The sequence below is a fragment of the Streptomyces sp. NBC_01433 genome, assembly GCF_026340105.1.
Lineage (GTDB): Bacteria > Actinomycetota > Actinomycetes > Streptomycetales > Streptomycetaceae > Streptomyces.
The window spans coordinates 591,678-613,433 of the sequence record NZ_JAPEPM010000003.1; the positions used below are offsets into that span (position 1 = coordinate 591,678).

A 21,756-nucleotide genomic window follows, 5' to 3' on the forward strand; every position below is an offset into this window, starting at 1 on the left:
TGAAGTGGCATGAGCCAACTCCTCAATGACGCGGTCGCCGATACCGTAAGGTCCGCATTTCTCGACCCGCGCATGCGCCAGCTCTACCGCAACTGGGACGAGATGGCCATCCGCGCCGTCGCCAGCCTGCGCGCCCTCATCGGCTCGGATGGCAGTGATCCACACATCATCGAACTGGTGAACGAATCTGCAGGCAGCGAGACCTTCCGCCGGCTGTGGGCCCGCCACGACGTCAGCCCGCGGGGCGCCGGTGCCTCACAGCTGGACCACCCGCAGGTAGGGCGGCTGGAGCTGCGCTACGAACGACTCCTGCTCGCCGGTACCGATGGCCAACTCCTCGTCGTACTCCACGCCGATCCCGGCAGCCCATCCGCACAGAAACTGGCCCAACTCGCCGACATCCTCAGTGCGTAGCGAACCGACTCTGCTCCCGGACCGGCCACCGTCCCTAGCCTCCATGGACAGAACACGTTCTCAATCCAGGCCGCCTCCTGATCAGCGGATCCGGGGTTCGAGTCCCTGGCGGCGCTCCTGCGACCACTAGAACTCAAGGGAGCGAGGGGGCTTTTCCGTGTCCCCGGGGCAGCGGGTCAGTCGGTGGATGCGCCGGGGCCCGCCTGGCGGAGGCAGCGTTCGAGGCGTCGTAGGAACCCGTCGAAGGACTCGTCCGTGAGCCAGGTCTGATACGCGGTGAGGGTGGCGGCCACGGCGAGGTTCAGCCGCAGGGTCGCAGTCAACTCGTCGGACCCGGCGGTACGTTCAGCCACCCAGTTCCGCAGGTCGGTGAAGAACTGCTCGCCGAAGCTCTGGCCGGACTGGGCGAGCGCGGGTGACTGTGCCTTCAGGATGCGCTGCACCGGCAGGCGCTCGCGCAGGCTCTCGCAGAATCCCGTCAGGATCGCGCTCAGCGAGTCCCAGAGCGACTCGTCTGCGGGACGGTCGTTCATCAGAGCCTGCCAGTTGTGCCGCTCCTCGGGGTCCTGGTCGAAGACGACGGCCTCTTTGCTGGCGAAGTAGTTGAAGAAGGTGGCGCGCGAGATGTTGGCCGCGGCCGCTATCTGCTCGACGGTGGTGACCTCGTAGCCCTCCTCGTCGAAGAGTCGCAGCGCGGCGGACCGGATGGCGCGCCAGGTCGCCAGCTTCTTGCGCTCCCGCAGTTTCATCGTTCCTCCCTCGGGATCCATCATACGTTTAGATTCCTGGACGGGTACATTTTTAGACGCGTCTAACTTTCTGGGTTACGGTGGAGTCGACCTCAGAGGAGAAATCATGAGCAAGGTCTGGTTCATCACCGGTACGTCCCGCGGCCTGGGCCGCGCGTTCGCCGAGGCCGCGCTGGAGCGCGGCGACAAGGTCGCCGCGACCGCCAGAAACGTGTCCGCCGTGGACGATCTGGTCACCAGGTACGGCGACGGCGCGGTGCTGCCGCTGGCGCTGGACGTCACTGACAAGGCCGCCGTCACCGCTGCGGTGGGCGCCGCGCACGAGAAGTTCGGCCGTCTCGACGTCGTGGTCAACAACGCCGGCTACGGGCTGTTCGGCATGGTCGAGGAGATCACCGAGCAGCAGTTGCGCGATCAGATGGAGACGAACCTCTTCGGCGCGTTCTGGGTCACCCAGGCCGTGCTGCCGATCCTTCGCGCGCAGGGCAGCGGCCACATCGTGCAGGTCTCGTCCGTCGGCGGTATCACCGCGTTCCCGTCACTGAGTGCGTACCACGCGTCCAAGTGGGCGCTCGAGGGCTTCAGCGAGTCCCTTGCCCAGGAAGTCGCCGGCCAGGGGATCATGGTCACTGTCGTGGAACCGGGCGGCTTCAGTACGGACTGGGCCGGCTCCTCCGCCGCACTGACCGAGCCGAACCCCGCGTACGACCAGGTCCGCGAGGCCATCGCGGCCCGCTTCGGCGACGCCCGCCGCGCGGACCCCGCCGACGCGGCCAGCGCCCTGCTGCAGATCGTCGATGCCGAGAACCCTCCCCTGCGGGTGCTGTTCGGTACGGAACCCATCGAGATCATCGAGCCCGTATACGCCCAGCGCCTTCAGACCTGGGCCGACTGGGAGCACGTCTCCCGGGTCGCACAGGGCTGACCTCTTCCCTCCCGCTCACCTCACTCGCGTCAGGAGCCTCATCTCATGTCCGCACCTCAGGCGCCCCGTACGTTCGGGGCAAGCACCACCGCCGCCGAGGCCATCGACGGCGTCGACCTGCACGGCCGCCGGGCCGTGGTGACCGGAGCCAGTTCCGGAATCGGAGTGGAGACGGCCCGGGCGCTCGCCGCGGCGGGCTCCGACGTCACCCTGGCCGTACGGAACATCGACGCGGGCGCCCGCGTGGCCGCTCTCCTGGAGGAGGAACTTCCTTCCGGATCCGGGAAGTTGACCGTGGGGCATCTCGACCTGGCCGACCGGTCGACGGTCGTGGCATTCGTGGCCGCCTGGCAGGGCCCGCTGGACATCCTGGTCAACAATGCCGGGGTCATGGCCACACCGACCCTCACCCGCACGCCGGACGGCCGGGAAATGCAGTTCGCCGTCAACCATCTGGGCCACTTCGCCCTTGCCACCGGCCTGCACCCGGCGCTCGCGTCGGCGAACGGCGCACGCGTCGTCTCGCTGAGCTCCATCGGCCACCTCTTCTCACCGGTCGTGTTCGACGACCTGGACTACCGCTTCCGCCCCTACGACCCCTGGACCTCCTACGGGCAGTCCAAGACCGCCAATGCCCTGTTCGCCGTCGGCGCCGCCGAACGCTGGGCCGACGAGGGCATCACCGTCAACGCCGTAATGCCGGGCAATGTCGGCGAGACAAACCTGAGCCGGCACGTGGACATGGAGCAGGTGGCCGTCTTCATCGCCTCGGGAGAACTCGCACTGCCGCCGGGCAAGACCGTGCAGCAGGGCGCCGCAACCTCGGTGCTGCTGGCCGCCTCGCCGACGGTGGAGGGCGTCACCGGCCGCTACTTCGAGGACTGTGCGCAGGCCAAGCCGGTCACCGCGCGAGCCGGCGCTGTCGCCGGTGTGGCGCCGTACGCCCAGGACAGGGAGAACGCAGCACGGCTGTGGGCCGCATCCAAGGAACTCGTCGGCTAGGGCCTGTCTTCAAAAGGGAGTTGATGGGGCGTCATGGTTGGCATGGTGCGGCGGCATGAGCTCTCAGACGAAGAGTGGGACGTGCTGTCGGGGCTGCTTCCGAGGACGGTGGCGGGGCGGCCCCGGCGGGACGATCGGGTGGTGCTGAACGGGATCGTGTGGAAGTTGCGGACCGGTTCGGCCTGGCGTGATGTGCCGGAGAGGTACGGGTCCTGGCGGACGTTGTACACGCGTTTTCGCAGGTGGGCGCTGGACGGGACGTTCAGGCGAATGCTGGAGACGGTTCGGGCCCGCAGGGATGGGGCCGGGGACATCGACTGGCTCGTGTCCGTGGACTCCACGATCACACGCGCTCATCAGCATGCGGCGGGGGCCGTAAAAAGGGGCAGCTCCGGCAGAATCGGCACACGCTCACGCCCTCGGACGATCCCGTGGCGGACTGACCACCAAGGTCCACCTCGCCTGTGACGGCCTGGGCCGACCGCTCGGTTTCGTCGTCACGGGCGGCAATGTCAACGACTGCACCCAGCTCGAGCAGGTCCTCGCGCAGATAAAGGTCCGCCGCCCGGGTCCGGGTCGGCCGCGCAGCCGGCCCGATCACCTGCTGGGCGACAAGGGATACAGCTCCCGGCACATACGCAACTACCTGCGAAAACGTGGTATCCCGCACACGATCCCCGAGCGCGCGGACCAGCAGGCCGACCGACGCCGGCGCGGCAGCAACGGCGGCAGGCCACCCACATTCGACAAGGCCCGGTACAAGCAACGCAACGTGGTCGAGCGCTGCTTCAACGCACTGAAGCAGTACCGGGCCATCGCCACCCGCTACGACAAACCCGCGAATCCTACGAAGCAGCCATCACCATCGCATCACTCCTGATGTGGATATGACCCTTTGAAGACACTCCTGAAGACACCCCCCTAGAACGGAAGGGCCGTGGGGGCGGGTGTTCGTCTGCGAACCGGAACCGACTGCTGTGCGCCACGTCGGCCGTGTCCTCGCCCACCGTGGCCGGCTCTCCGCCCGTATCCCGGGCCGTTGGCCAGCCCAAGCTCCGGATACGGAGGGAGAGCCGCGCGGTCGTCGTGGTCCTGCCGTCCGGTGCCGGATGGACGGCAGCCGCCATCTCAGAGTGCCGCGCGGTCCAGCCAGGTCGACAGGCTGAACAGGCGCCACAGCTGCCGCCAATCCAGTTTCTCCAGGTCGTCGAAGACGCTGTTGCGTAGTACGCCCGTTCCTGGCAGGGGGCCGTCGGTGATGGCTCCGGAGAATGCCGGCCAGTTGTCCGTCATCCAGTCCGCGTAGGAGAAGTGGTCGTCGAACCCGACTTTGCGTTCGGTGAAGGCGCCCTTGAGGGCTGTTCCCCGGAACACCCGCCGAAGGAGATGCTTCGGGGAACCCGGCCTCAGGCGCCGGTCCACAGGGAGGCTGAAGACACCCGCGATGAGGTCGAGGTCGAAGAAGGGGGACCTCACCTCCACCCCCCGGGCGATGCCGTTCTCGTCCGTGGCGCGGAAGTTGTCATAGGTCATGAGCCGGAAGAGGTCGAGGGCTTGGCCGAAGAGGACCGGATCGCTGTCCTCGAAGTCCGAGTAGGCGAAGGGGCGTTCCAGCGGTGCTCCGTGGATCTCGGCGTGCGGGGCGAGCTCCGGGCCGGCGTGTTCGCTGACGAAGTTCTGCCAGTTGACTGCCCGATTCCATCGTTCCCACAGCGACGCGGTCATCCACTCCTGGGTGGTGGTTCCCTCTGCGGCGGAGCGGAGTGCGGTGTACCGGGCGTACCCACCGAAAACCTCGTCAGCACCGTGGCCGCCCAGGAGCACGGCGGAGTGATCTCGTGCGACGGAGTGCAGGGCGTCGTTGTGCAGGACGAGGGGTTCGGCGGCGGGTCCGTCGAGGGTGCTGTTGAGGAGGTGCACCGTGTCGTCGAGCGAGGGAATGCGGAAGGGCACTTCAAGCAGTTCCACGCCGAGGACACGAGCCAGCATGCGGGCCCGGCGCAGGTTCTCGTCGGGCTCCGGTCCACGGTCGGAGTACACGGTGATGGCGGCGGCGGCTCCCGAGGCGTCCAGTGCGGCCTTGAGCACTGCGGAAGAGTCGATGCCCCCCGAGAAGCCGACCGCCACCGGGCGGTCCGCCACCAGCGCACGCCGCTGCGCCTGGTCGAGCAGGTGATCCACCTCCGCTTCGTCCGCCGGAGCGGTCCGCAGCTGCGAGACGGGGGTCAGCGAGGCAATCCTGCGGGATCCCGGGTCGCCGTCACCGATACGCAGTACGGCCCCCGCCGTCACGGCTCGGATCTCCCGGTACGGCGTACGGTCGTCCGTGATGCGCCCCAGGCCGAGGAACGTCAGGAGGCTCGATTCGTCGAGGTGCAGGCGGTGCGTTGCCAGGGCCGCGGTGATGCAGCGGATCTCCGAGGCGAAGACGAAGAGGTTCGGTGAATCGTAGTAGTAGAGCGGGCGCTCGCCGAGCCGGTCGCGTACCAGCGTCAGTTCACCGCCGCTGGAGTTCCACACCGCCAGCGCGAATGGCCCCCGCAGGTCCTCGAAGGCCGCGGCGCCGCGGTCCGCGTACAGTTCGAGGGCGACCTGGAGGTCCCCCGGCCGTAGTCGACTCAGCCGGTCGGAGGGAAGACGGGGGGCGAGCTGCCGGTGGTTGAGCACTTCGCCGTTGCCCACCATCACCAACTCGCCCCGCGAGTCGACCAGCGGTTGTCGTGCCTCGTCGACCGCGATGACGGCGTGCCGGGAGCAGTGCAGGGCGACCCGTTCGTCGGTGTACGAGCCCTCCTCGCTTCTTCCACGGTGTGCCAGCGACGGCGCCAGCCTCCGCATCATGCCGTCGCGGTCTGCCGATGTGCGCCGCTTCAACAGGATTCCGCCGATACCGCACATGGTGATGACCTCTTCCTCGTCTGTGCTGCTCTTCAGCTCGGTTCGTGGCGGTTCGTGGAGCAAGCGGTCGGATCCGCAACCGGTACCTGGGCCGAGGTGTAGGAACTCAGGTCCGTGCTCCGCCCCAGCCGGTCGGCCGCTGCCACGAGGTCGGGCCAGGCACGGGTGAGACGGGCGAACTCGTCAATGGCCTGGGAGACGTATGCCGCTACGGAGAGGGACTCGGCCTCCAGTGCCGCGATGCGGATGCCGAGCCGTCGTGCGGTCTCACCCGAGGCGAGGGCCGCCGCTTCGCGGTAGGCCGTGAGGAAGGCGGGAGGAATGCCTGCCGCGCCTTCCTCGCTCCGCTCCCGGGCGTCCAGGAACAGCTCACCGTAGGCCGCCGAGTCGAACTCGCCCTCTGACGTGAAGAGACGGTCTCGCTGGGCCACCAGGGACTCGTTGAAGAGGTTCCAGTGCCGGCGGAGCACGGCGTAGCGCATCTCGGCACGGGCGTACCAGCCGAGATGGTCCGGTCGGCTCTGCCCCGCCCGCCACGGCTCGTAGACGTGGTGGGCCTTCAAGTCGTGGTGGTAGACGGGCAGATCCAACTGGTAGAGGAGGCCCTTCTGGAAGTAGTCACTGCCGAGAATGCCGACGGCCGGCATCTCGGGGATCCACGTGTGCACCGTGCGCAAGGCGGCGACGCCCATCTCCACGGCTCCGGTGTGGTCCCGTTGCGCCGATACGGAGTTGTGTACGGTGATCCGCCCGGGCGGCGCGGCCCCGGGCCGGGGTGCGCGAGGAGCCCGAGAGATGTCGCGTGGGAGTTGGCTCAGAGCGTCGACACGCCGCACGAACTCCGCGGAGTGCTGCTCCAGGTCCCGGCGGTCGCGGGTGGGGCGGCCGGTCAGCGAGGAGCCGACGCAGTAGGCATCGACATCGCCTCCGGTTCGCGCCCGGTCCAGCAGCTCCGCCTCGACGCGCAGAGGCGAGGAGCCGGTGGCGGGGTCCACCGGGGTGATCTGGTCGCTGTCGCGCCGATGCAGGGACTCCGCGCCGACCAGAGCGGCCACGAGCGCGGCTTTGTTGGGGCCCGCTCCGTACGACCCGGTCGGTTGGAGCAGAGCGGTCCGGGCGGCGGCGCTGTCGTTCGGTGACAGGCCGGACGTCGCCACGATGTCGTCGGCCAGACGCCTCCAGCCGTCCGCGTCCAGCACGTGTACCCGGAGGCCGGAGGCGCGGGCGACCTCGTCGGTCACCTGCCGGTTCACACGGGACACCGCTGGCGGACAGTCGTCCACGACCAGCAGCGTGACGTTCTCGTGGGCGCAGCCCGGCAGGGAGATCACCTCGGCCGCCAGGGAGCGGAAGGCTTCCTCGAAGGGCCGGTTGGTGGGCATGTAGACGAGTCGCGGGGCGCATGTGTCGAGGAACCCGTTGCCGGGCTGTTTCGCAGGCGTGTGCATGGTGGTGTGTCGCAACCTCTCGGAGCGAGTCGGCCGGGAGCAACCAGGGGGCGGTGCGGATCCGCGGACCGGTCCGCGGATCCGCACCGCGGGTGGCAACCGCGGCAGGCTCAGTGGACGGGCAGCGGCCGGTCAGGACCGGTGAGCGCGCGGGCCGCGTGTTCGAACCGAACGGCGGTGTCGACCCAGTCCTCTTCGGTGAGCGTGTCCGGGTCGATGGCGGGTGCGAACATCTCCTGGAGCCGCACGACCGGATCCGGGTGTTTACGGATGAAATATTCCAGGTTCCGCCGCCATTGACGGTACTGGTCGGCGGTGACCGGAAGCCGGTGTTCGTGGTAGACGGCGGCTCCTGTCGTGTAGTGCATCCGGACGCCGTCCTTCACGAGTCGGTAGCCCAACTCGGCGTCCTCCAGGCCCCATCCCGTGAACGACTCGTCGAAGCCGCCCACGGCGATCAGACGGTCGCGCCGCACGGAGACGTTGCAGGTCCACGGGTAGTGCCATGCGGTTTCCATGTCCGCCAGCCCACAACCGAGGGCCCGGAAGACTCGGTCGCGCTCGTCGCCGCGCACCACCTCGGGCAGCGACGAGAGGTCGAACCTCTCTGCCAGAGCCTCTTGGTCGATCTCGCCCTCGTCCAGCTGGAGCCTGCTGCCGACGACCAGCAGAGCGGGACCTGCGGCGTGGGCCCGGACATGCGCGTCCAGGAAGTCCGGCGCCACTACCTGGTCCGCGTCGAGCGTGACGACGAGGTCGCCGGTCGCCGTGGCCAGCGCGATGTTGCGTGCCCGGGCCCGCCCGGAGGCCGGGGACCTCGGCTCGTAGGCGTAGTGCAGGTCAAGGCGGCCGGGGAAACCCGCGACCATGTCCTTCGTGCCGTCCGAGGAGCCGTCGTCGACGACGATCACCTCGTACGTGTACGGCGTTCGCTGTGTCTGGTGGGTCAGCGACAGCAGGCAGGCACGCAGCGTGGTACGCGCGTTGTAGGCGGGAATGAGGACGCTGATCCGCGCGGATCGCCCGGCGTCCGCTCCGGGCCGCGGCGCCTCGGTGAGGGGCCTCATGCGGAGCGCCGTTCCGCGCCGGCACGTGTCGTGCCGTGTCCGTGCTCGCCCGACGCCGGTGGCGGGCCCTCCTCCACGGCCGCCAGAGCTTGTTCGACCGACTGCGCCACGACCAGTCCCTTCATGACGGAGGGGCTGACCAGACCGCTACTTACCAGGTGCTCCTCCATGAAGTTCAGCCAGGCGTCCCACAACCGGTCGTCCCGGGGCTGCATAAGGACGATCGGGAAGCGGCTGAGCCGGTCGGTGTCGTGGTGAACCAGCACCTCGTAGAGTTCGTCGAAGGTGCCGACCCCTCCGGGGAAGACGAACAGCGCGTCGATGTCGTGAGTCATCAGCAGTTTGCGCAGGGCGAAGGTGCCGACGGTGATGGACCGGTCGGGGTCGAGCACAGTTTCCGGCTCCTCGCCCGCGATCTCGACGCGGACCGCGCGCGAGGAGGTCTCGCCACTGCCGTCACGCACTGCCTGCATGATCCCCGGACCACCGCCTGTCACCGTCGTCCAGCCGCGGTCTGTGAGCGCCACACCTAACTCACGGGCCATTTCGTAGCCGGGCCGGCCACGTGCGGCCCGTGCCGAGCCGAACACGGTGGCTACGCGCGTCTCCTTCGCCAGCGCACGCGAGGTCTCGCTCCATGTGCGTGCGCCTTCCACCTCACGTGCGATCGACTGCAACGTGGTGAGAAGTGCGCCCTGGGTGTGTTCGGTCATCGTTCGCTCTCTTTCCTGGAAAGCTCGTAGGTGTCGCTTCTGTGGTCCAGATCGGCCGCCACAGCGGCGGCCACCTCCCAGGCACCTTTGAAAGGGGCGCCCACGTCGGGCGTCTCGGGGTCATGCACCGCGCGTCGCGCCAGTCGTGCGAAGTGCGCGATGTATCCGCTGTCGGCGGCGAGTCGGCGGTTCACCTCCCGTACCGCCGCGGCCTTCTCCTCCTCGCGCGCCCGCGCGTCGATCGTTTCGTAGGGGCCGGTGAGGAACGGCCAGAGGGCATGTCCAGATCGCGCTGCCATGTGCCGGGAGATGAGGACCTGGCTCCAGTTCTGCGGGGGTAGCGGCACGTAGGGCAGGTTCGCCTGGGACACCTCGATCAGGGTGGTCATGCCCGGTGAGCTGAGCACGACGTCGCAAACGCCCAGAGCGGCCCGGAACCCGTCCCTGGACAAGTGCCGCACCGGCCCGGCCGCGGTCAGCGAGAACGCACCGTTCGCGCTGTTCATGGCGACGCTGACGTCGTACGAGTCGTCCCGCACCGCAGCGAGCAGACGCTCCGCCAGCGCCAGGTACACGTGGGCCGAATCGTGCCCGGCCGGGTTGCTGAGGCCTCCGAGCTGGACCAGGGCCCGCATCCGACCCGCCGGCCGGGCACCGGCGGACGGTGGTGGGGCCGTCGGCGCCACGATTCCGGAGACCGGAGTGACCCCGGGCAGGCCCAGCCCGGCGAGGTTGGCCGCGCTGCCGAAGAGGTCCTGCGCGAAGTAGGCCCGCACCCGCTGCAGCGGGCTGTCCTCGGGAATGTCGGCCCGCTGCCACATGAAGCCGAGGCTGTCCACGTAGTACGTCGAGGCGGCCAGCGCGGGTGACGCGATCAGCTCCGGGGCGAGAACGTTGACCACGGCGTCGGCCGCCTCCAGCACCGACGAGTTCTCGCGCAGCGTTCGGGAGTCGAGGTGCTCGGAGCACAGGCCGCGCTGGGCGCGGAAGAAGTCCAGCGCGGAGTCCGCTCCGTAGTACCGGACGTCCATGCCGTGATCCTGGGCCAGGACCTGACCGATGCTGTACGCCTTCGACGCCGGCCCGAAGCCGAAGGGCGTCGCCACGACGGCTATGCAAGGGGGCCGACGGCGGATCGGTGACGTCACGGCTCCTCCTTGACGGGGCGTGGGCTGCGAGCGATGTCCTCCGGGGAGCGGTTGATGAAGTCCACCGAGACCGTGTCCGGTCCGACGCGGAAGCGGGAGAAGTGGCCCGTGTCCCATCGCATACGGCGGATTCCCCGCATCTGGGCGCCGAGTGCCTTCTCCACCAGCCACGCGTGGGGCCCGCCGTGGCCCACCACGAGCACCCGCTGCCCAGCGTGCAGCGCGGCCAGCTTCCCGAAGAAGGTGAGCACACGCTCCCGGGCCTGCTCGTAGGTTTCCTCGTCCCCGTGCTCGCAGAGATCGCTGTTGCCGTTCAAGACCCGCTCCGCCTCCTCGCCGAGCAGGGTCCGTACCTCGGCGAGTCCGGTTCCGGCGAGCGTGTGGAAAACGCGCTCGCGCAGCGCTGCGTCGCGGCGGATGTCGAGACCAAGCGGGCCGGCCGCGAGCGTGGCGGTCTCCTCGGCGCGCAGGAAGTCCGAGGTGTACACCACGTGCGGCACGAACCGTTCGACGGCGTGCCGTGCCGCCCTGGCCTCGTCCCGTCCGCGCTCGGACAGCCCCATTCCGTACGGATCGGGATACACGTCCTGCGGGTAGTCCGGGGCACCGTGGCGCAGGAACAGCACATCCGCATCAATCGCGGCGGCGGCCTCCTCCTCCTCGCCCTGGGACGTCAGTTCAAGGAGGTCCAGAACGTCGTCCGCCACCTCTTCGGGCTGCTTGCCGTCGATGTCCAGCAGCAGGCCACCCGGGCGGAACTGCGCGTGCAGCTCGCGCATCCTGTCCTCGTCCATGCGGGCCAGCGGGTCACGGGAGGAGTTGCGGTCCATGAGGTCGTCGAGACCACCCATCAGAGTGACCGTCACCAGGCGCAGTCCCTTCCTGCGAAAGCGCAGGTGCTGGGCGTCCAGGAAGTCGGTGTCCTCGAACACACCGTCGATCACCGGTGTGAACCCGCTGTCGAGATAGGAGATCGCCAGGTCCAGGCAGCCGAGTTCGGACGCCTCGATGGTGAAGGCGCTGAAGTCCCTGGGCTGCGCCATGTAACGGACCGAGTCGTTGGAGATCCGGACGGCGGGGGTGAGCTGGTTGCGCAGGAGTGCGGCTGTGGTTGTCTTGCCCGAGTTGGGCAGACCGCGCAGCAGCAGCGCGATGCGGTTCATGGCCGTATTACCTTTCACTTGCCAGGTGGTGACGGTTTAACACGATGGCCTCTGCCATCGCTGCGACGGCGGAGTCCGTCAGGTACTTCGAGGTGGGAACGCTGAGGATCCTGGGCGCCAGCGCGATGGCCTTCTTGGGCCGGGCGTCGGAGAACAGTCCACTCGGTTCGTTACGCCGGAAGAGACCGTAATCAAGGTACGTCTTCTTCCAGACGGTCCGTGCGAGCACGTTGCGGGAGGCGAGCGCGGCGCAGAAGTCCTTGGCGTCGGACTCGCTCAACGCCTCGAACAGGATGTGCGAACCGGCGTCCCCCTCCGGCATGTCACTGTCGAGGACGGGTACGTCGCTGCCGATGGCCTCCCGCAGGTGAACACGGTGGCGGCGTTGACGCGCCAGGGTGTCCTCCAACGCATCCGCCTGGTCCATGACGAGGGCCGCCTGCATCTCGGTCATGCGCAGGTTGTCGCCGACGATCGCGCGCTCGTCGTCCCAGTCGGGGAGCCCGCCTCCGTGCCGTACTGCACCGAGATCGGCCATGCGATAGACACGTTCGACCACCTCGGCGCTGCCGGCCACCAGGCCGCCCTCACCGGACGCGATCTGCTTGGACTGCTGGAAGCTGGTCACCGCGACGTCGGCGAGCTGTCCCGCCAGGCCGTCCGAGGACCGGGCGCCCAGCCCCTGGCAGGCGTCCTCGATCAACGGCACGCCCAGTTGGTCACAGAGCGCGCGTATCCGCCCCACGGGCACCGCGTGACCCTGCACATGGACGATCATCACAGCTGCGACGGGCCCGCCGGGTGACTCCAGGGCCGCTGTGTCAACGGTGAGGGCCGTGTCCATGTCCAGTGGTACGGGCACGGCGCCGACCGCGGCAATGGCCATGGCACAGGCGATGAAGGAGTACGCGCTGACCAGCACCCGGTCACCCGGCTCGACTCCGATCGCGCGGAGCGCCAACCGTAGTCCCACGGTGCCGTTGGCCACCGCCACCGCCGCTTCCTGGTGCAGGTAGGCGGCGAGATGGCGCTCGATGAGCGTGTTCGCCGACTCGCGGTCCCCCTCGACGTAGCGGAAGAGCTGACCGTCGTTCAGTACGGAACGGAAGTGCGTGAGGGAGTCGGGATCCTCGCGCGACAGGTCGAAGAACTGGTGGGGGTTGATAGTCGTCATAGCGGGCTCATCCAATCTTCACCAGGAGGGGTTCCGTGGACCTGTGGCCGCCGCGCACGACGCGCTTGCCACTCGTCCGGAACATGGGCAGCGAGGACGGCGGCAGCGCGTGCATCGGCTGTACGGGGCCGAAGGCCGCCTTGATCAGTTCGACGTGGGCGCCCGTGGCCGAGGGGCGCGGGTAGAGCGGCATCCGGGTCCAGCCCGCAGTGGAGTGGGCCGGCAGGGGTGGCAGGCGGAAGTGCGCGGACAGAGAGCTGCTCGTGAAGCGCGCGACGGCCTCCATGCGCTGCGCCAGCCACAGATCGGCACGGTCCAGGGCCTGCGGCAGCAGGTCGAACAGAGGGGCCGGGAACCGCGCCGGTGACGGAGGACGCGGCAGGTGGCGGTCGGTGTTGTTGCCGCGCGAGACCGTGCCTCCCACCCTCTCGGCCGGGCCCAGGAGAGCACCACCCGCGCCCAGCGAGACGGGTTTGGACGGACCGAACGAGATGACCGCGAACGCCCCGGTGGCGCCGGCCGGAACCCCCCGCACGGAAGAGCCCCAGGTTTGTGCCACGTCCTCGATCACCGTGACGTCCGGCGGCACCGCGTCCGCGATGCCCCGCACGTCGCACGGCAGCCCGTACTGGTGCGCTGCGACGACGGCGCGGGTACGGTCCGTGCAGGCCGCGGCCACGTCGCCGGAGCTGAGGGTCAGTTCCTCTCCCACCCCCACGAACACCGGCACCGCACCCACACGCACGACCGCGGCGGCGATCGAGTGGCAACCGACGTCGGGTACCACCACCTCGTCGCCGGGGCCCGCTCCCAGCACGCCGAGGGCGACTTCGAGTGCCGCCGAACCGGAGGCGGTGAACTCGGCCGCTGGTTGCCCGAGCCGACGCAGCAGCTCCGCGACTGCCGCACCGGCGGCATGGTCAGCCGAAAGCATGTCTCAGCCCCCTACCCTGGTCATGCGTCCGGGTCACGCCCGCGTCGAAGGCCAAGCGCTCCTCGGCCCGGCGAGCGCCCAGTTGCGGGTCGCCGTACCAGAGGTCCACTCGCGCGGGACGGTCGCTGTGGAGCAGGTCCTTGAGCGCGTCCGGGCTGCCGTGCAGGTCCACCGTGCAAATGCCGCGGTCGGCCCACTCTCTCCGCAATCCCTCGGTCAGCAGGTACAGGCCGGGCGAGTAGCGCCGGTAGGACTCGTCGTAGGACCACTTCAGGCACATCACCCGATCCTTGACCCGTGCGTCCATCCGGAAAGCGACCGGCCGGTCATGATCCTTCAGGAAGGACACCGTCACCGTGCCGGTCTCGACGAGCCGGCGGTAGAGCTCGTCCTGGCCCGCTCGCATGCGCATGCTCTGCCCCCGCTCGGCCTTCCACGAGCGGTCGTCCACCTCCAGAACGTCCTCGGCCGCCCGTGCCCCCCACCGCCCGAAGCACAGGGTCAGCCCGTCGCGCTCGACCAGGCGGCGTTTGCGAGTCAGTTGAGACGTGCCACGGCTCAGGGCGCGCTGCCACAGGTCCTCGCCGTCGAGGGACCAGTCGACCAGGGAGTTCGGCGGGCGTTCCCAAACGGCGAACCCGTCGTAGCCCCGGACACCGGCACAGGAAGCGTCCACCAACGGGAGGTACACCGCGAGACCTGTGAAACGGTGGACGTCCGACACCAGGTCGGCCAGTAGGTCCAGGCGGACCGTGTCCGCCAGCAGCGGCTGGTCGTCGCAGACGGCGGTGCACGCGGCTCCGTCGCGGGTGAAAGCCGCGACCGCGCCGTCCGTCAGGACCACGATCACGCTCCGGCCGGAGGCGGCCAGCGCCCGCGCGTAAGCGGGAGACTGCTGGATACGGGTGCCGAACTGCTCGTACCTCTCCTCCCAGCGCAGCTGCTGGTTGTCGGTCAGCTCCTCCCACCCACCGATCCAGGTGCCCGGCCCACCCTCCCCGTACGATCGCGCGTGAACGGTTCGGTGCTGCGAGGAGCCGATGCGGGGGAAGGGCTCGGGGGGCGGGCCGACGGTCGTCATCCGAACTCCTCCGCAACGTCGGGCCGTCCGCCCGCCCGACGCCACCGCAGGTGCGGATAAGCGCAGGCCCGGGCTCCGAAGCCGGTCATGAAGTGGTCGATGCTGGGGATCACGCTTCCTTCGAAGTCGAACGTGCTGATCCCCGGATCCCTGACCGCAGCTTCGACGGCCGCGTCCACCAGTAGGCTGGGCACGCCGCGGGCTCCCTCGCGGTCGAACCAGGAGTGCATCAGCACCGCCGCGCCGTCGCACTCCAGGACGAACACCTGACCCCGGCAGACACCGTCCTGATCGAGAGCCGCAAGGCAGAGACAAGGATGGTCGCGGCTGATCCTCAAGCCTGCCCGCCGCCGCTCGGCGACGGCCGCGTCCGACTGTCCGACGACGGCCCGGGAGAAGTCGAAGTCCTCCGGGGGCACTCCGGCGACGCTGTGCCGCCGCGCCGCCGCGCGTACGTGATTGCGTGCCGTGGGCACGTACGACTGCCGAGGCTCCTTGGCCCGGTCCAGGGCAAGCAGGCGCGTGTGCCGGCACCTCACCTCGGCGCCCAGCTCGGCCAGTGCGGCAACCTCGCTGAACCGCGGGTCCATCGGCAGGTCGATCGAGTACACCCGCTCCATGACTGCCGCGGCCATCGAGACGACCGTGCGATGCCGGTCGACGGGGTGCAGGGCAGGGTCGGTCCACGGCGAGGCGTACGGCAGGAGTCGATATGCCCGGCGCGCGGCGGGGCCGCCGTCGTCCTCGTCCAGCGGGCAGACCCACACGCCTGCCGTGCTGCCGCGGCGGGTGCGGCACACGATGTTGAGCGTGCGTCCGTAGACCTCCGCCGCCGAAGGCGAGTTCCACACATGGACGGGGAGCGTTCGTACGATCTCGGCCAGCTCTTCTCGAGAGACGATATCGCTGTGCATCTTCACCTTTCCGGGGCGGACCGGCTGACGCGTTGGCACCGGCCGGCAATGGGCTCCGAGACGATGGCGTCGTCTACATCGCGTCCAGCATCGCGAACGCCTCCTGAAGGCTCGTGGGTACCTTGCCCGTCGTCGACGCCATGTCCCGGGCCATCCGGAGTTCGGACGTGGTCCGCTCGCGCATTACCGGCGGTGCGCCCTGCCCGGTGACGATCGCCTCGTCGAGCTCGGAGTAGTGGTTCAGTGCCCAGCTCGATCCGGTCGACGACGTCAGCGCCCGCAGCAGTACGTCGTGATCCACGCCCAGTTGCCGCGCGGTTCTGATCGCCTGGAGCGCGGCATGCCGGTTGCTGTAGAGCAGCCAGTTGTTGCAGAGCTTCACGGTCATCCCGGCACCGGTCGGCCCGGTGTGCACGACGTTGTCGGCGTACAGCTCCAGAGTCGGCCGCGCAGCTGCGACCTCGGCCTCCTCGCCACCGACGAACAGGGACAGCGATCCCTCGCGGACCGGGCCACCGCGGCGACTGAGCGCGGCGTCGAGCAGAGTGTGGCCGTACGTTCCGCTCACGCGCTCGCGCAACTCCCGCACGGTGTCGGGGATGAGCGTGGTGTGCAGCACCACGAGGGAGCGCGGGGGAGCGGACGCGCACAGTCCGCTGTCGGCGAAGAGCAGCGCCTCCACGTCCTGGAGCCGCTTCACGACCACGAGATGCGCGGACGCCGCGCGGGCGGCCTTCTCGGCCGTCGTGTGCCGGTGGAAGTTCGGCGCCTTCAGATCCACTTCGGCGACCGGGTCGTAGGCGTGGAGTACCGCTTCGCGCCCCACCAGGCACCGCGCGATGTCCGCGCCCATTTCTCCGAGGCCGTACAAGGCTATGTCCGACACGGGACGTTCCTTTCATCGGTTTCGTACAGTCGTCCGAGGGGTTGTCAGCTTTCCGGAGCGGGGCTCGCAGCCCGCGCCCTGGCCAGGAGCAGAAGCAGTCCCGCGCCCACGCCGAGCGTCAGGATCGTGCCGACGTAGACAGCCGTGACGGGCAGGTGCAGCAGGAGAAACGCCACGACGAGTGAACCGATCAGCTGAGCCGGTCCCTGCACCGCGCCGAACAAGGCGAACGCCTGGGCGGAGCCGACCGGTCGCCAACGATCCTGGACCTCGCTCTGCAGAGCGGCGTCACCGCCGCTGAGCAGACCGACCATCGCGTACAGGCCGATGGTCAGTACCGCGTGGCCGGCGCTGAGCCCGAACAGCGCCTGGACGCAGAAGCCCATGAGCACGATGTGCGGTGCCCGTCGACGCGCCCACCGTCCGACCGCTCCTCCGGAGACCAGCACACCACTGACCATCGCCGTGAGGGCGAAACAGGCGTTCGCCGTGCCCGCGATCCACGATCGGTCCGGTGACCCTTCGGTCAGGAGGGGAACGAACATACTGAACGCCAGTGTGTGGGTCAGTTCCATCAGGAGCAGTGAGGCGGTGAACAGACCCAGGAGGCGCGGCGAGAACACGTTGCGCCAGGCACCGGAAACCGCCTGCGGCGATGCGGTGGCCCGGATGCCGGTCTCCGCAGCCTCGCCGGAAGGCTCTCCGTGCTTCGCGACCTTGCGGACGGGGGCCCGGTTGACCAGAACGAACACCAAGAACTGCAACCCGATACCGAATGCGTACGAAAGAGCACAGATCGCGAGGGACACGGCGATTCCGACCGTCGAGGCCAAGGCGCCCCCGAGGGCCCACCCGACCACGACCGACGCCTGGGAGGAGACGGCGAGCATCGCGTTGAGCCAGGTCAGTTGTTCCAGCCCGACCGCCTGGTCGGCGACCCAGCCCCGCATGGCCGGCAGGTAGAAGGCTCCGAACGAGGAAAACAGGAACATGCCCACATAGATGTGCCAAGCCTGGAGTCCGCCGCCGCGCACCAGCAGATACAGCACCAGCGCGACCGTGAACGCGCCGACGTCCGCGAGCAGCATGACCCACCGGTGGTCCAGCAGCCGGTTGACGCTGCGAACCCACCGGACGAGGAGCAGTGCCGGCAGGGCGCCGGCCGCGACGACCAGCGGAACGCTCGCAGGGGACCCGGTGACGTCGAGCGCGAGCAGGGAGAGCAGAAGGAGCAGCAGTGCCGAGGTGCTCTGGCTCTGCAAGGTCGACACGACGACCGTGGTGACCTCGCGTCGTTCTGACGGTTCGAAGTCCTTCCAGATCTCGGATCGTGTACGCACGTCCGTGGACGTCTCGACCATTCGCTCATCACCTCCGTCGCCCTATCCCGATGCCACCCTCCCTTTCATATCTCCAGTCGCGTCACGCGGATGCTCCACCGCGTGGCTTTGGCTGAAAGGGAGGGCGGGAGGGGACGGTGGTTTGACGGGTGTTCCACCGTGGCTTTCGGCTCGACGAACTGCGACGACATGCGAGAACGTCTTCAAGGGGCGGGCAGTATCAACAAAATTGCGGTGACGTGATGTACGGCTGAGTTCAGACCACGGCACACGGACCGCACGTCGGCCGGGCGTGGATGGCACCACGTGCTTCGGAGCGAACGACGGATCGGGCCTGCGCGTATGCGGATAGAGTTTTAAAGTTGTCCTACTGGCGGGAGTTAAGCCCCGGGTAATCCATCTCCTTCCTGTGCCGTCGGAAGAAAGGCTACGGCGATGGTGTGGTTCTGCCTGTGCGGAGCCCCAGGGCCAAGCAGCGATCGGAAGGCACACTTTTACGCCATCCCTGAGAACCGACCCGCACTGACGCTGACGGGACGACGTCTCACGCCGGTACTTGGCGGACCGGTCAGCCAGTGCCGCGACCGCTCGTTTCATCCGGGTAAACGGGTGCCCGGTGAATGGCCGGTTGAGAACGGGGCACTTGGTGCCGTTGTTGACCCGCTCGCATACATGGGATTGACTTTCGCACCGACGTCGGCGGCCGGTGATCCGGTTGTCCGTCTGCGATTTCGGTTCTGCCGGCCCTGGGAGGTTGCACGGTGAAACCGGGCGAGTGGGAAGCCCTGCTGTACGACTGGCACAACGATCACCGGCTGAACCGTCAGAGGCGTGATGTCTCGTACTGGCTCGACCTCATCAGCCCGAACGAGCGGGTTCTGGTCCTCGGCGCCGGTACCGGCCGGGTGGCCGGGCCCCTTGCCAACCGGTCCCGACGTCAAGTGACCGCGGTGGACCTGAGTGAGGAACGACTGGCACGCATGCCCCGGTCATCGGGGCTCTTCCCGGTCTGCGGGGACATGCGTCGTCTGCCCCTGCGCGGGCATCACGACGCCGCCGTCATGCCCTACTCGACGCTACAGCTGCTGCTGTCGGCCGAGGACCGCCAACGGGCCCTTGAGGAGACCGCCCGCGTTCTTGCTCCGGGTGGGCACGTCTATATCGATGTCAGTCAGAACTTCGAGACACGGGCGGAGCGCGACTGGCACCTCTGCGTCGCGGAGCTGTGCGCGGAGACCGGAGATGTGAGGGTGGAGGAGTGGGAGCGCAACTGCCTGATGTTCGATCACGTGGTGATCGAGAAGGTTTTCCGTTCCGGAAGCGAGATCCTCACCCAGGTGAGCGAGCGGTGGGTTTATCATCACGTGCTTGATCTGGAAGGCGCACTGGAACGGGCCGGTTTCGACCTAGTGCGGATTGATCGAGGCTATGGCGACGAGCTATCTCCCCACCGGCTCATCTACCACGGTCGTCGCAGAGGTTGACCCTCTGAGACCGACCGGCAAATGGGTTTCGGCGTCGCGGCCGAAGTCGACGTCGGCCGCGACGCCGAAGCCGAGCCTGTTGCCCCAGGCGACCGATCTCTGTGACCTTACCGACAGGACAGGGTGAGCGTCAGTGGCGAAATCCCCATCACCCAACCTTCTTTTCCTGTCGAGCGCTGATGAATATCCCTCCCTGCAGTGAATCGTCAGGGATCACCTGTGCGCATCCGGGGAGCGGGAATCCCTGGCCCGGTCCTTCAGGCGGATAGGTGTGATTTTCAAGTGCTCTCGCTGAACCGGGCAAGTGGATCGCCGCGGTGTTGTGGTGTTCGAGGACGTCATTCCGACTGACTGGTGGGCGGGTTTGCGTATCGTGCGTGGCTTCTCGTCGACGGTGCGGTGATTGAATGTGGTCTGGCTTTGAATTCCGTCTGGCTTGAGTGCGGGCTCAACGAGCGGCACGGCGAGGCCAGGTGGGGAATGATCTCCAAGCACTGTCGTAAGGCAGCGAAAGATATTGTGAACCGCCCCGGCTCGCATAGCGTGAGCGGGCGGGCGCACGCGATCATGATGCTGGAGCGGTTCATCCGCCACATACGGCAGCACGACGACGTGTGGTTCGCGACGCTGGGTGAGATCCACGACCGCTGGAGCGACTGAGGGCATGAGCCGGGCAGGTTGTCAGAAGCTGATGCTCTCAGCCGTCAGCCAGGTGCTGTCGCGCCATCCGGTGGGTCAGGGCAGTTCGGATTCAAGGCGGCGCTGCAGTTCGCTGAGGGTCTCGCGTGCGAGGTCGAGCCTTTCCGGGTCGAGGCCTTCGGTGGTGCGGAGAGCCAGGCCCGGCGCCCTGCTGGCCAAGGAAATCGCAGGCATCGACGGAATCGCCGACGGCCGTCTCACGCTCGGTGTCGGCGTCGGGTCGCGCGAGGACGAGTTCACCGTACCCGGGCACGAACTGCACGGCCGTGGCGCGCGATTGGAATCCGACCTGGAGACGTACCGCAAGATCTGGAACGGGGAGCCGGTCGGCAACGGACCGAACCCGGCTGTGCCGCCGGGAACCCGACAAGTCCCCATGCTCTTCGGCGGATACTCCGCTCGTGCACTGGACCACATGGTGCGCTGGGGCGAGGGCTACATCGGTGGCTCGCTGCCGCCGGACATGACAGCGCCCAGATTCGAGGCGGCAAGACGGGCCTGGCAGGAGGCCGGCCGCCAGGGCGCTCCGAAACTCGTCGTACTCGCCTACTCCGCACTGGGCGACACCGAGGCTGGACGGGCGAACATCCAGGACTTCTACCGGCTGGCCCCCAAGGACATCGCCCTCAACGCGGTGCTCCGTACCACCCGGGAGACGATCGAACAGTCCAGCACGGAGTACACCGAACTCGGTATAGACGAGATCATCTTCGTTCCCGCCACGGACGACCTCGACGAGGTCACCAGACTCGCCGACGTCATCACCTGAACAACCGCCAGGAACCAGCATCAGGCAAGCCCCTCAAACACCCTGCGAGCATCACCCGTCCTCGATCCATGAGGCGTCGGGTGCCGTGATGGCCAGGTCCCTCATGCGCGGGATCGCCTTCTGCCGGATCTCTTCGGGGAGCAGGCCGGCACGGTGGAAGCGGCCAGTACCCGTGGGCGAAGATCGTCTTTGGTCGGTGCGTCGAAGTCCAGTAGGACCGCGGGAAGTTCGGGATATTCTGCGAGTTTGGTGCGCAGGAAGCCGTCGCTGCTGTCCCGCGACAAGCAGGAGAGGACGCTTTGCCGACGTACGCATTCCTCCGGTCAAGTCCCGTTTCCCGCGCAGAGCGCGAGCGCCACGCCCAGGGCCCGGACCCGCCGTTCCTTCCACCAGACCGCCGAGCTCCTGCGTCTGTTCGTGGAGCGCCGGGGACGCCCGCCCCGTGCCCGGGAGTGGATGGAAGCCGACGGTGAGCGCGTCATGATCGGCCCATGGCTCTGCAAGGTGCGCACCAGGCGAAATCTCCACCAACTGTCCGAGGAGAAGAGCCAGTTGATGAGGGAGATCCTCAAGGACGATTGGATCACGGCAGACCATGAACCCTCCACAGAGGAGCCCGGCCAAGTCCCGGAGATCCCATAGTTTTTTGCTTCCATAGAGTGCACAGTTCAACCCGAAGCCGCCAGGGCAGAAACCCCGGACTCCCAGCGGCCGGAGACAGCCCCTTCACCCGGACGACATAAGCACCCCGAAAAACAAAACCCGACAGCAGCCCAACCACCCCACCCAGCAGCCGCGTTGAGGAATCCGCGAAGCGGATTCCGTCAGCTCGGATCGCGGAGCGATCCGAGCTGGCGGTCAACGGAGTTGACCGCCGGTCAACGGGTTGACCACCCAGCCGCGCGGAGCGCGGCTGGGTTCCGTCGCGTAGCGACGGCGCGTCGTGTC

Annotated in this window: 20 protein-coding genes and 1 pseudogene; 8 read left to right on the plus strand and 13 right to left on the minus strand. The window is 68.1% G+C overall.

Features of this window, described 5'->3' with window-relative positions; all coding sequences use genetic code 11:
• Nucleotides 1-9: 9 nt before the first annotated feature.
• Nucleotides 10-414, plus strand: a complete 405-nt coding sequence (locus tag OG413_RS39455; protein WP_266814197.1) for a hypothetical protein — start codon at nt 10-12, stop codon at nt 412-414.
• Between the two features lie 176 nt (nt 415-590).
• On the opposite strand, the gene OG413_RS39460 is transcribed toward OG413_RS39455, so the two are convergent.
• Nucleotides 591-1,163 (minus strand): TetR/AcrR family transcriptional regulator, encoded by a 573-nt coding sequence (locus OG413_RS39460; protein WP_266814199.1) that lies wholly within the window; start codon nt 1,161-1,163, stop codon nt 591-593.
• Between the two features lie 106 nt (nt 1,164-1,269).
• Here OG413_RS39460 and OG413_RS39465 point away from each other — a divergent pair, with 106 nt between their 5' ends.
• The 3 genes and pseudogenes from OG413_RS39465 (at nt 1,270) to OG413_RS39475 (ending at nt 3,981) form a co-directional block, all read left to right on the plus strand.
• Nucleotides 1,270-2,088 carry an SDR family NAD(P)-dependent oxidoreductase gene (locus OG413_RS39465; protein ID WP_266814201.1) on the plus strand — a complete coding sequence of 273 codons (819 nt, stop codon included), beginning with the start codon at nt 1,270-1,272 and terminating at the stop codon, nt 2,086-2,088.
• Between the two features lie 45 nt (nt 2,089-2,133).
• A complete protein-coding gene (locus tag OG413_RS39470) occupies nt 2,134-3,090 on the plus strand; it encodes an SDR family NAD(P)-dependent oxidoreductase (protein WP_266814203.1) in 957 nt (318 codons plus the stop codon).
• 42 nt (nt 3,091-3,132) lie between these two features.
• A pseudogene (locus OG413_RS39475) lies at nt 3,133-3,981 on the plus strand (IS5 family transposase).
• Nucleotides 3,982-4,218: 237 nt separating this feature from the next.
• Here the strand turns inward: OG413_RS39475 and OG413_RS39480 are convergent.
• The 12 genes from OG413_RS39480 to OG413_RS39535 all read right to left on the minus strand — a co-directional run bounded on the left by OG413_RS39480 (nt 4,219) and on the right by OG413_RS39535 (nt 17,877).
• Entirely contained in the window at nt 4,219-6,051 is a 1,833-nt protein-coding gene (locus OG413_RS39480) for an asparagine synthetase B (RefSeq protein WP_266814205.1), read from the minus strand.
• Entirely contained in the window at nt 6,021-7,436 is a 1,416-nt protein-coding gene (locus OG413_RS39485; RefSeq protein ID WP_266814207.1) for a DUF6271 family protein, read from the minus strand. Before OG413_RS39485 ends, OG413_RS39480 begins: the two co-directional genes overlap by 31 nt.
• Nucleotides 7,437-7,546: 110 nt before the next feature.
• Nucleotides 7,547-8,503 carry a glycosyltransferase family 2 protein gene (locus OG413_RS39490; RefSeq protein WP_266814209.1) on the minus strand — a complete coding sequence of 319 codons (957 nt, stop codon included), beginning with the start codon at nt 8,501-8,503 and terminating at the stop codon, nt 7,547-7,549.
• The gene (locus OG413_RS39495) at nt 8,500-9,216 is read right to left on the minus strand and encodes a TIGR00730 family Rossman fold protein (RefSeq protein WP_266814211.1); all 717 of its coding nucleotides are present in this window, start codon (nt 9,214-9,216) and stop codon (nt 8,500-8,502) included. The genes OG413_RS39490 and OG413_RS39495 overlap by 4 nt, the downstream gene beginning before the upstream one ends.
• Nucleotides 9,213-10,364: a hypothetical protein gene (locus OG413_RS39500; RefSeq protein WP_266814213.1), complete on the minus strand. Its 1,152-nt coding sequence runs from the start codon at nt 10,362-10,364 to the stop codon at nt 9,213-9,215. Before OG413_RS39500 ends, OG413_RS39495 begins: the two co-directional genes overlap by 4 nt.
• A complete protein-coding gene (locus OG413_RS39505; protein WP_266814215.1) occupies nt 10,361-11,527 on the minus strand; it encodes a histidine phosphatase family protein in 1,167 nt (388 codons plus the stop codon). Before OG413_RS39505 ends, OG413_RS39500 begins: the two co-directional genes overlap by 4 nt.
• A 7-nt stretch (nt 11,528-11,534) precedes the next feature.
• Complete coding sequence (locus OG413_RS39510) at nt 11,535-12,701, minus strand: aminotransferase class I/II-fold pyridoxal phosphate-dependent enzyme (protein ID WP_266814217.1); 1,167 nt, start codon at nt 12,699-12,701, stop codon at nt 11,535-11,537.
• Between the two features lie 7 nt (nt 12,702-12,708).
• Complete coding sequence (locus OG413_RS39515) at nt 12,709-13,635, minus strand: DegT/DnrJ/EryC1/StrS family aminotransferase (protein ID WP_266814218.1); 927 nt, start codon at nt 13,633-13,635, stop codon at nt 12,709-12,711.
• Nucleotides 13,622-14,716 (minus strand): GNAT family N-acetyltransferase, encoded by a 1,095-nt coding sequence (locus OG413_RS39520; RefSeq protein ID WP_266814219.1) that lies wholly within the window; start codon nt 14,714-14,716, stop codon nt 13,622-13,624. Before OG413_RS39520 ends, OG413_RS39515 begins: the two co-directional genes overlap by 14 nt.
• Nucleotides 14,713-15,630, minus strand: coding sequence for a hypothetical protein (locus OG413_RS39525; protein ID WP_266814221.1), 918 nt, complete (start codon nt 15,628-15,630; stop codon nt 14,713-14,715). The genes OG413_RS39520 and OG413_RS39525 overlap by 4 nt, the downstream gene beginning before the upstream one ends.
• 73 nt (nt 15,631-15,703) lie before the next feature.
• Entirely contained in the window at nt 15,704-16,516 is an 813-nt protein-coding gene (locus OG413_RS39530; protein WP_266814223.1) for an NAD(P)-dependent oxidoreductase, read from the minus strand.
• A 44-nt stretch (nt 16,517-16,560) separates the two neighbouring features.
• Nucleotides 16,561-17,877 (minus strand): MFS transporter, encoded by a 1,317-nt coding sequence (locus OG413_RS39535; RefSeq protein WP_266814225.1) that lies wholly within the window; start codon nt 17,875-17,877, stop codon nt 16,561-16,563.
• Nucleotides 17,878-18,617: 740 nt separating this feature from the next.
• Between OG413_RS39535 and OG413_RS39540 the strand changes: the two genes are divergently transcribed.
• From OG413_RS39540 to OG413_RS39555, 4 genes are all read left to right on the plus strand, one after another.
• Nucleotides 18,618-19,340, plus strand: coding sequence for a class I SAM-dependent methyltransferase (locus tag OG413_RS39540; protein WP_266814227.1), 723 nt, complete (start codon nt 18,618-18,620; stop codon nt 19,338-19,340).
• A 480-nt stretch (nt 19,341-19,820) separates the two neighbouring features.
• Nucleotides 19,821-20,000 carry a hypothetical protein gene (locus OG413_RS39545; RefSeq protein WP_266814229.1) on the plus strand — a complete coding sequence of 60 codons (180 nt, stop codon included), beginning with the start codon at nt 19,821-19,823 and terminating at the stop codon, nt 19,998-20,000.
• A gap of 163 nt (nt 20,001-20,163) precedes the next feature.
• Entirely contained in the window at nt 20,164-20,808 is a 645-nt protein-coding gene (locus OG413_RS39550; RefSeq protein ID WP_266814231.1) for an LLM class flavin-dependent oxidoreductase, read from the plus strand.
• Nucleotides 20,809-21,054: 246 nt separating this feature from the next.
• A complete protein-coding gene (locus tag OG413_RS39555; protein ID WP_266814233.1) occupies nt 21,055-21,450 on the plus strand; it encodes a hypothetical protein in 396 nt (131 codons plus the stop codon).
• The last annotated feature ends 306 nt before the right edge of the window (nt 21,451-21,756 follow it).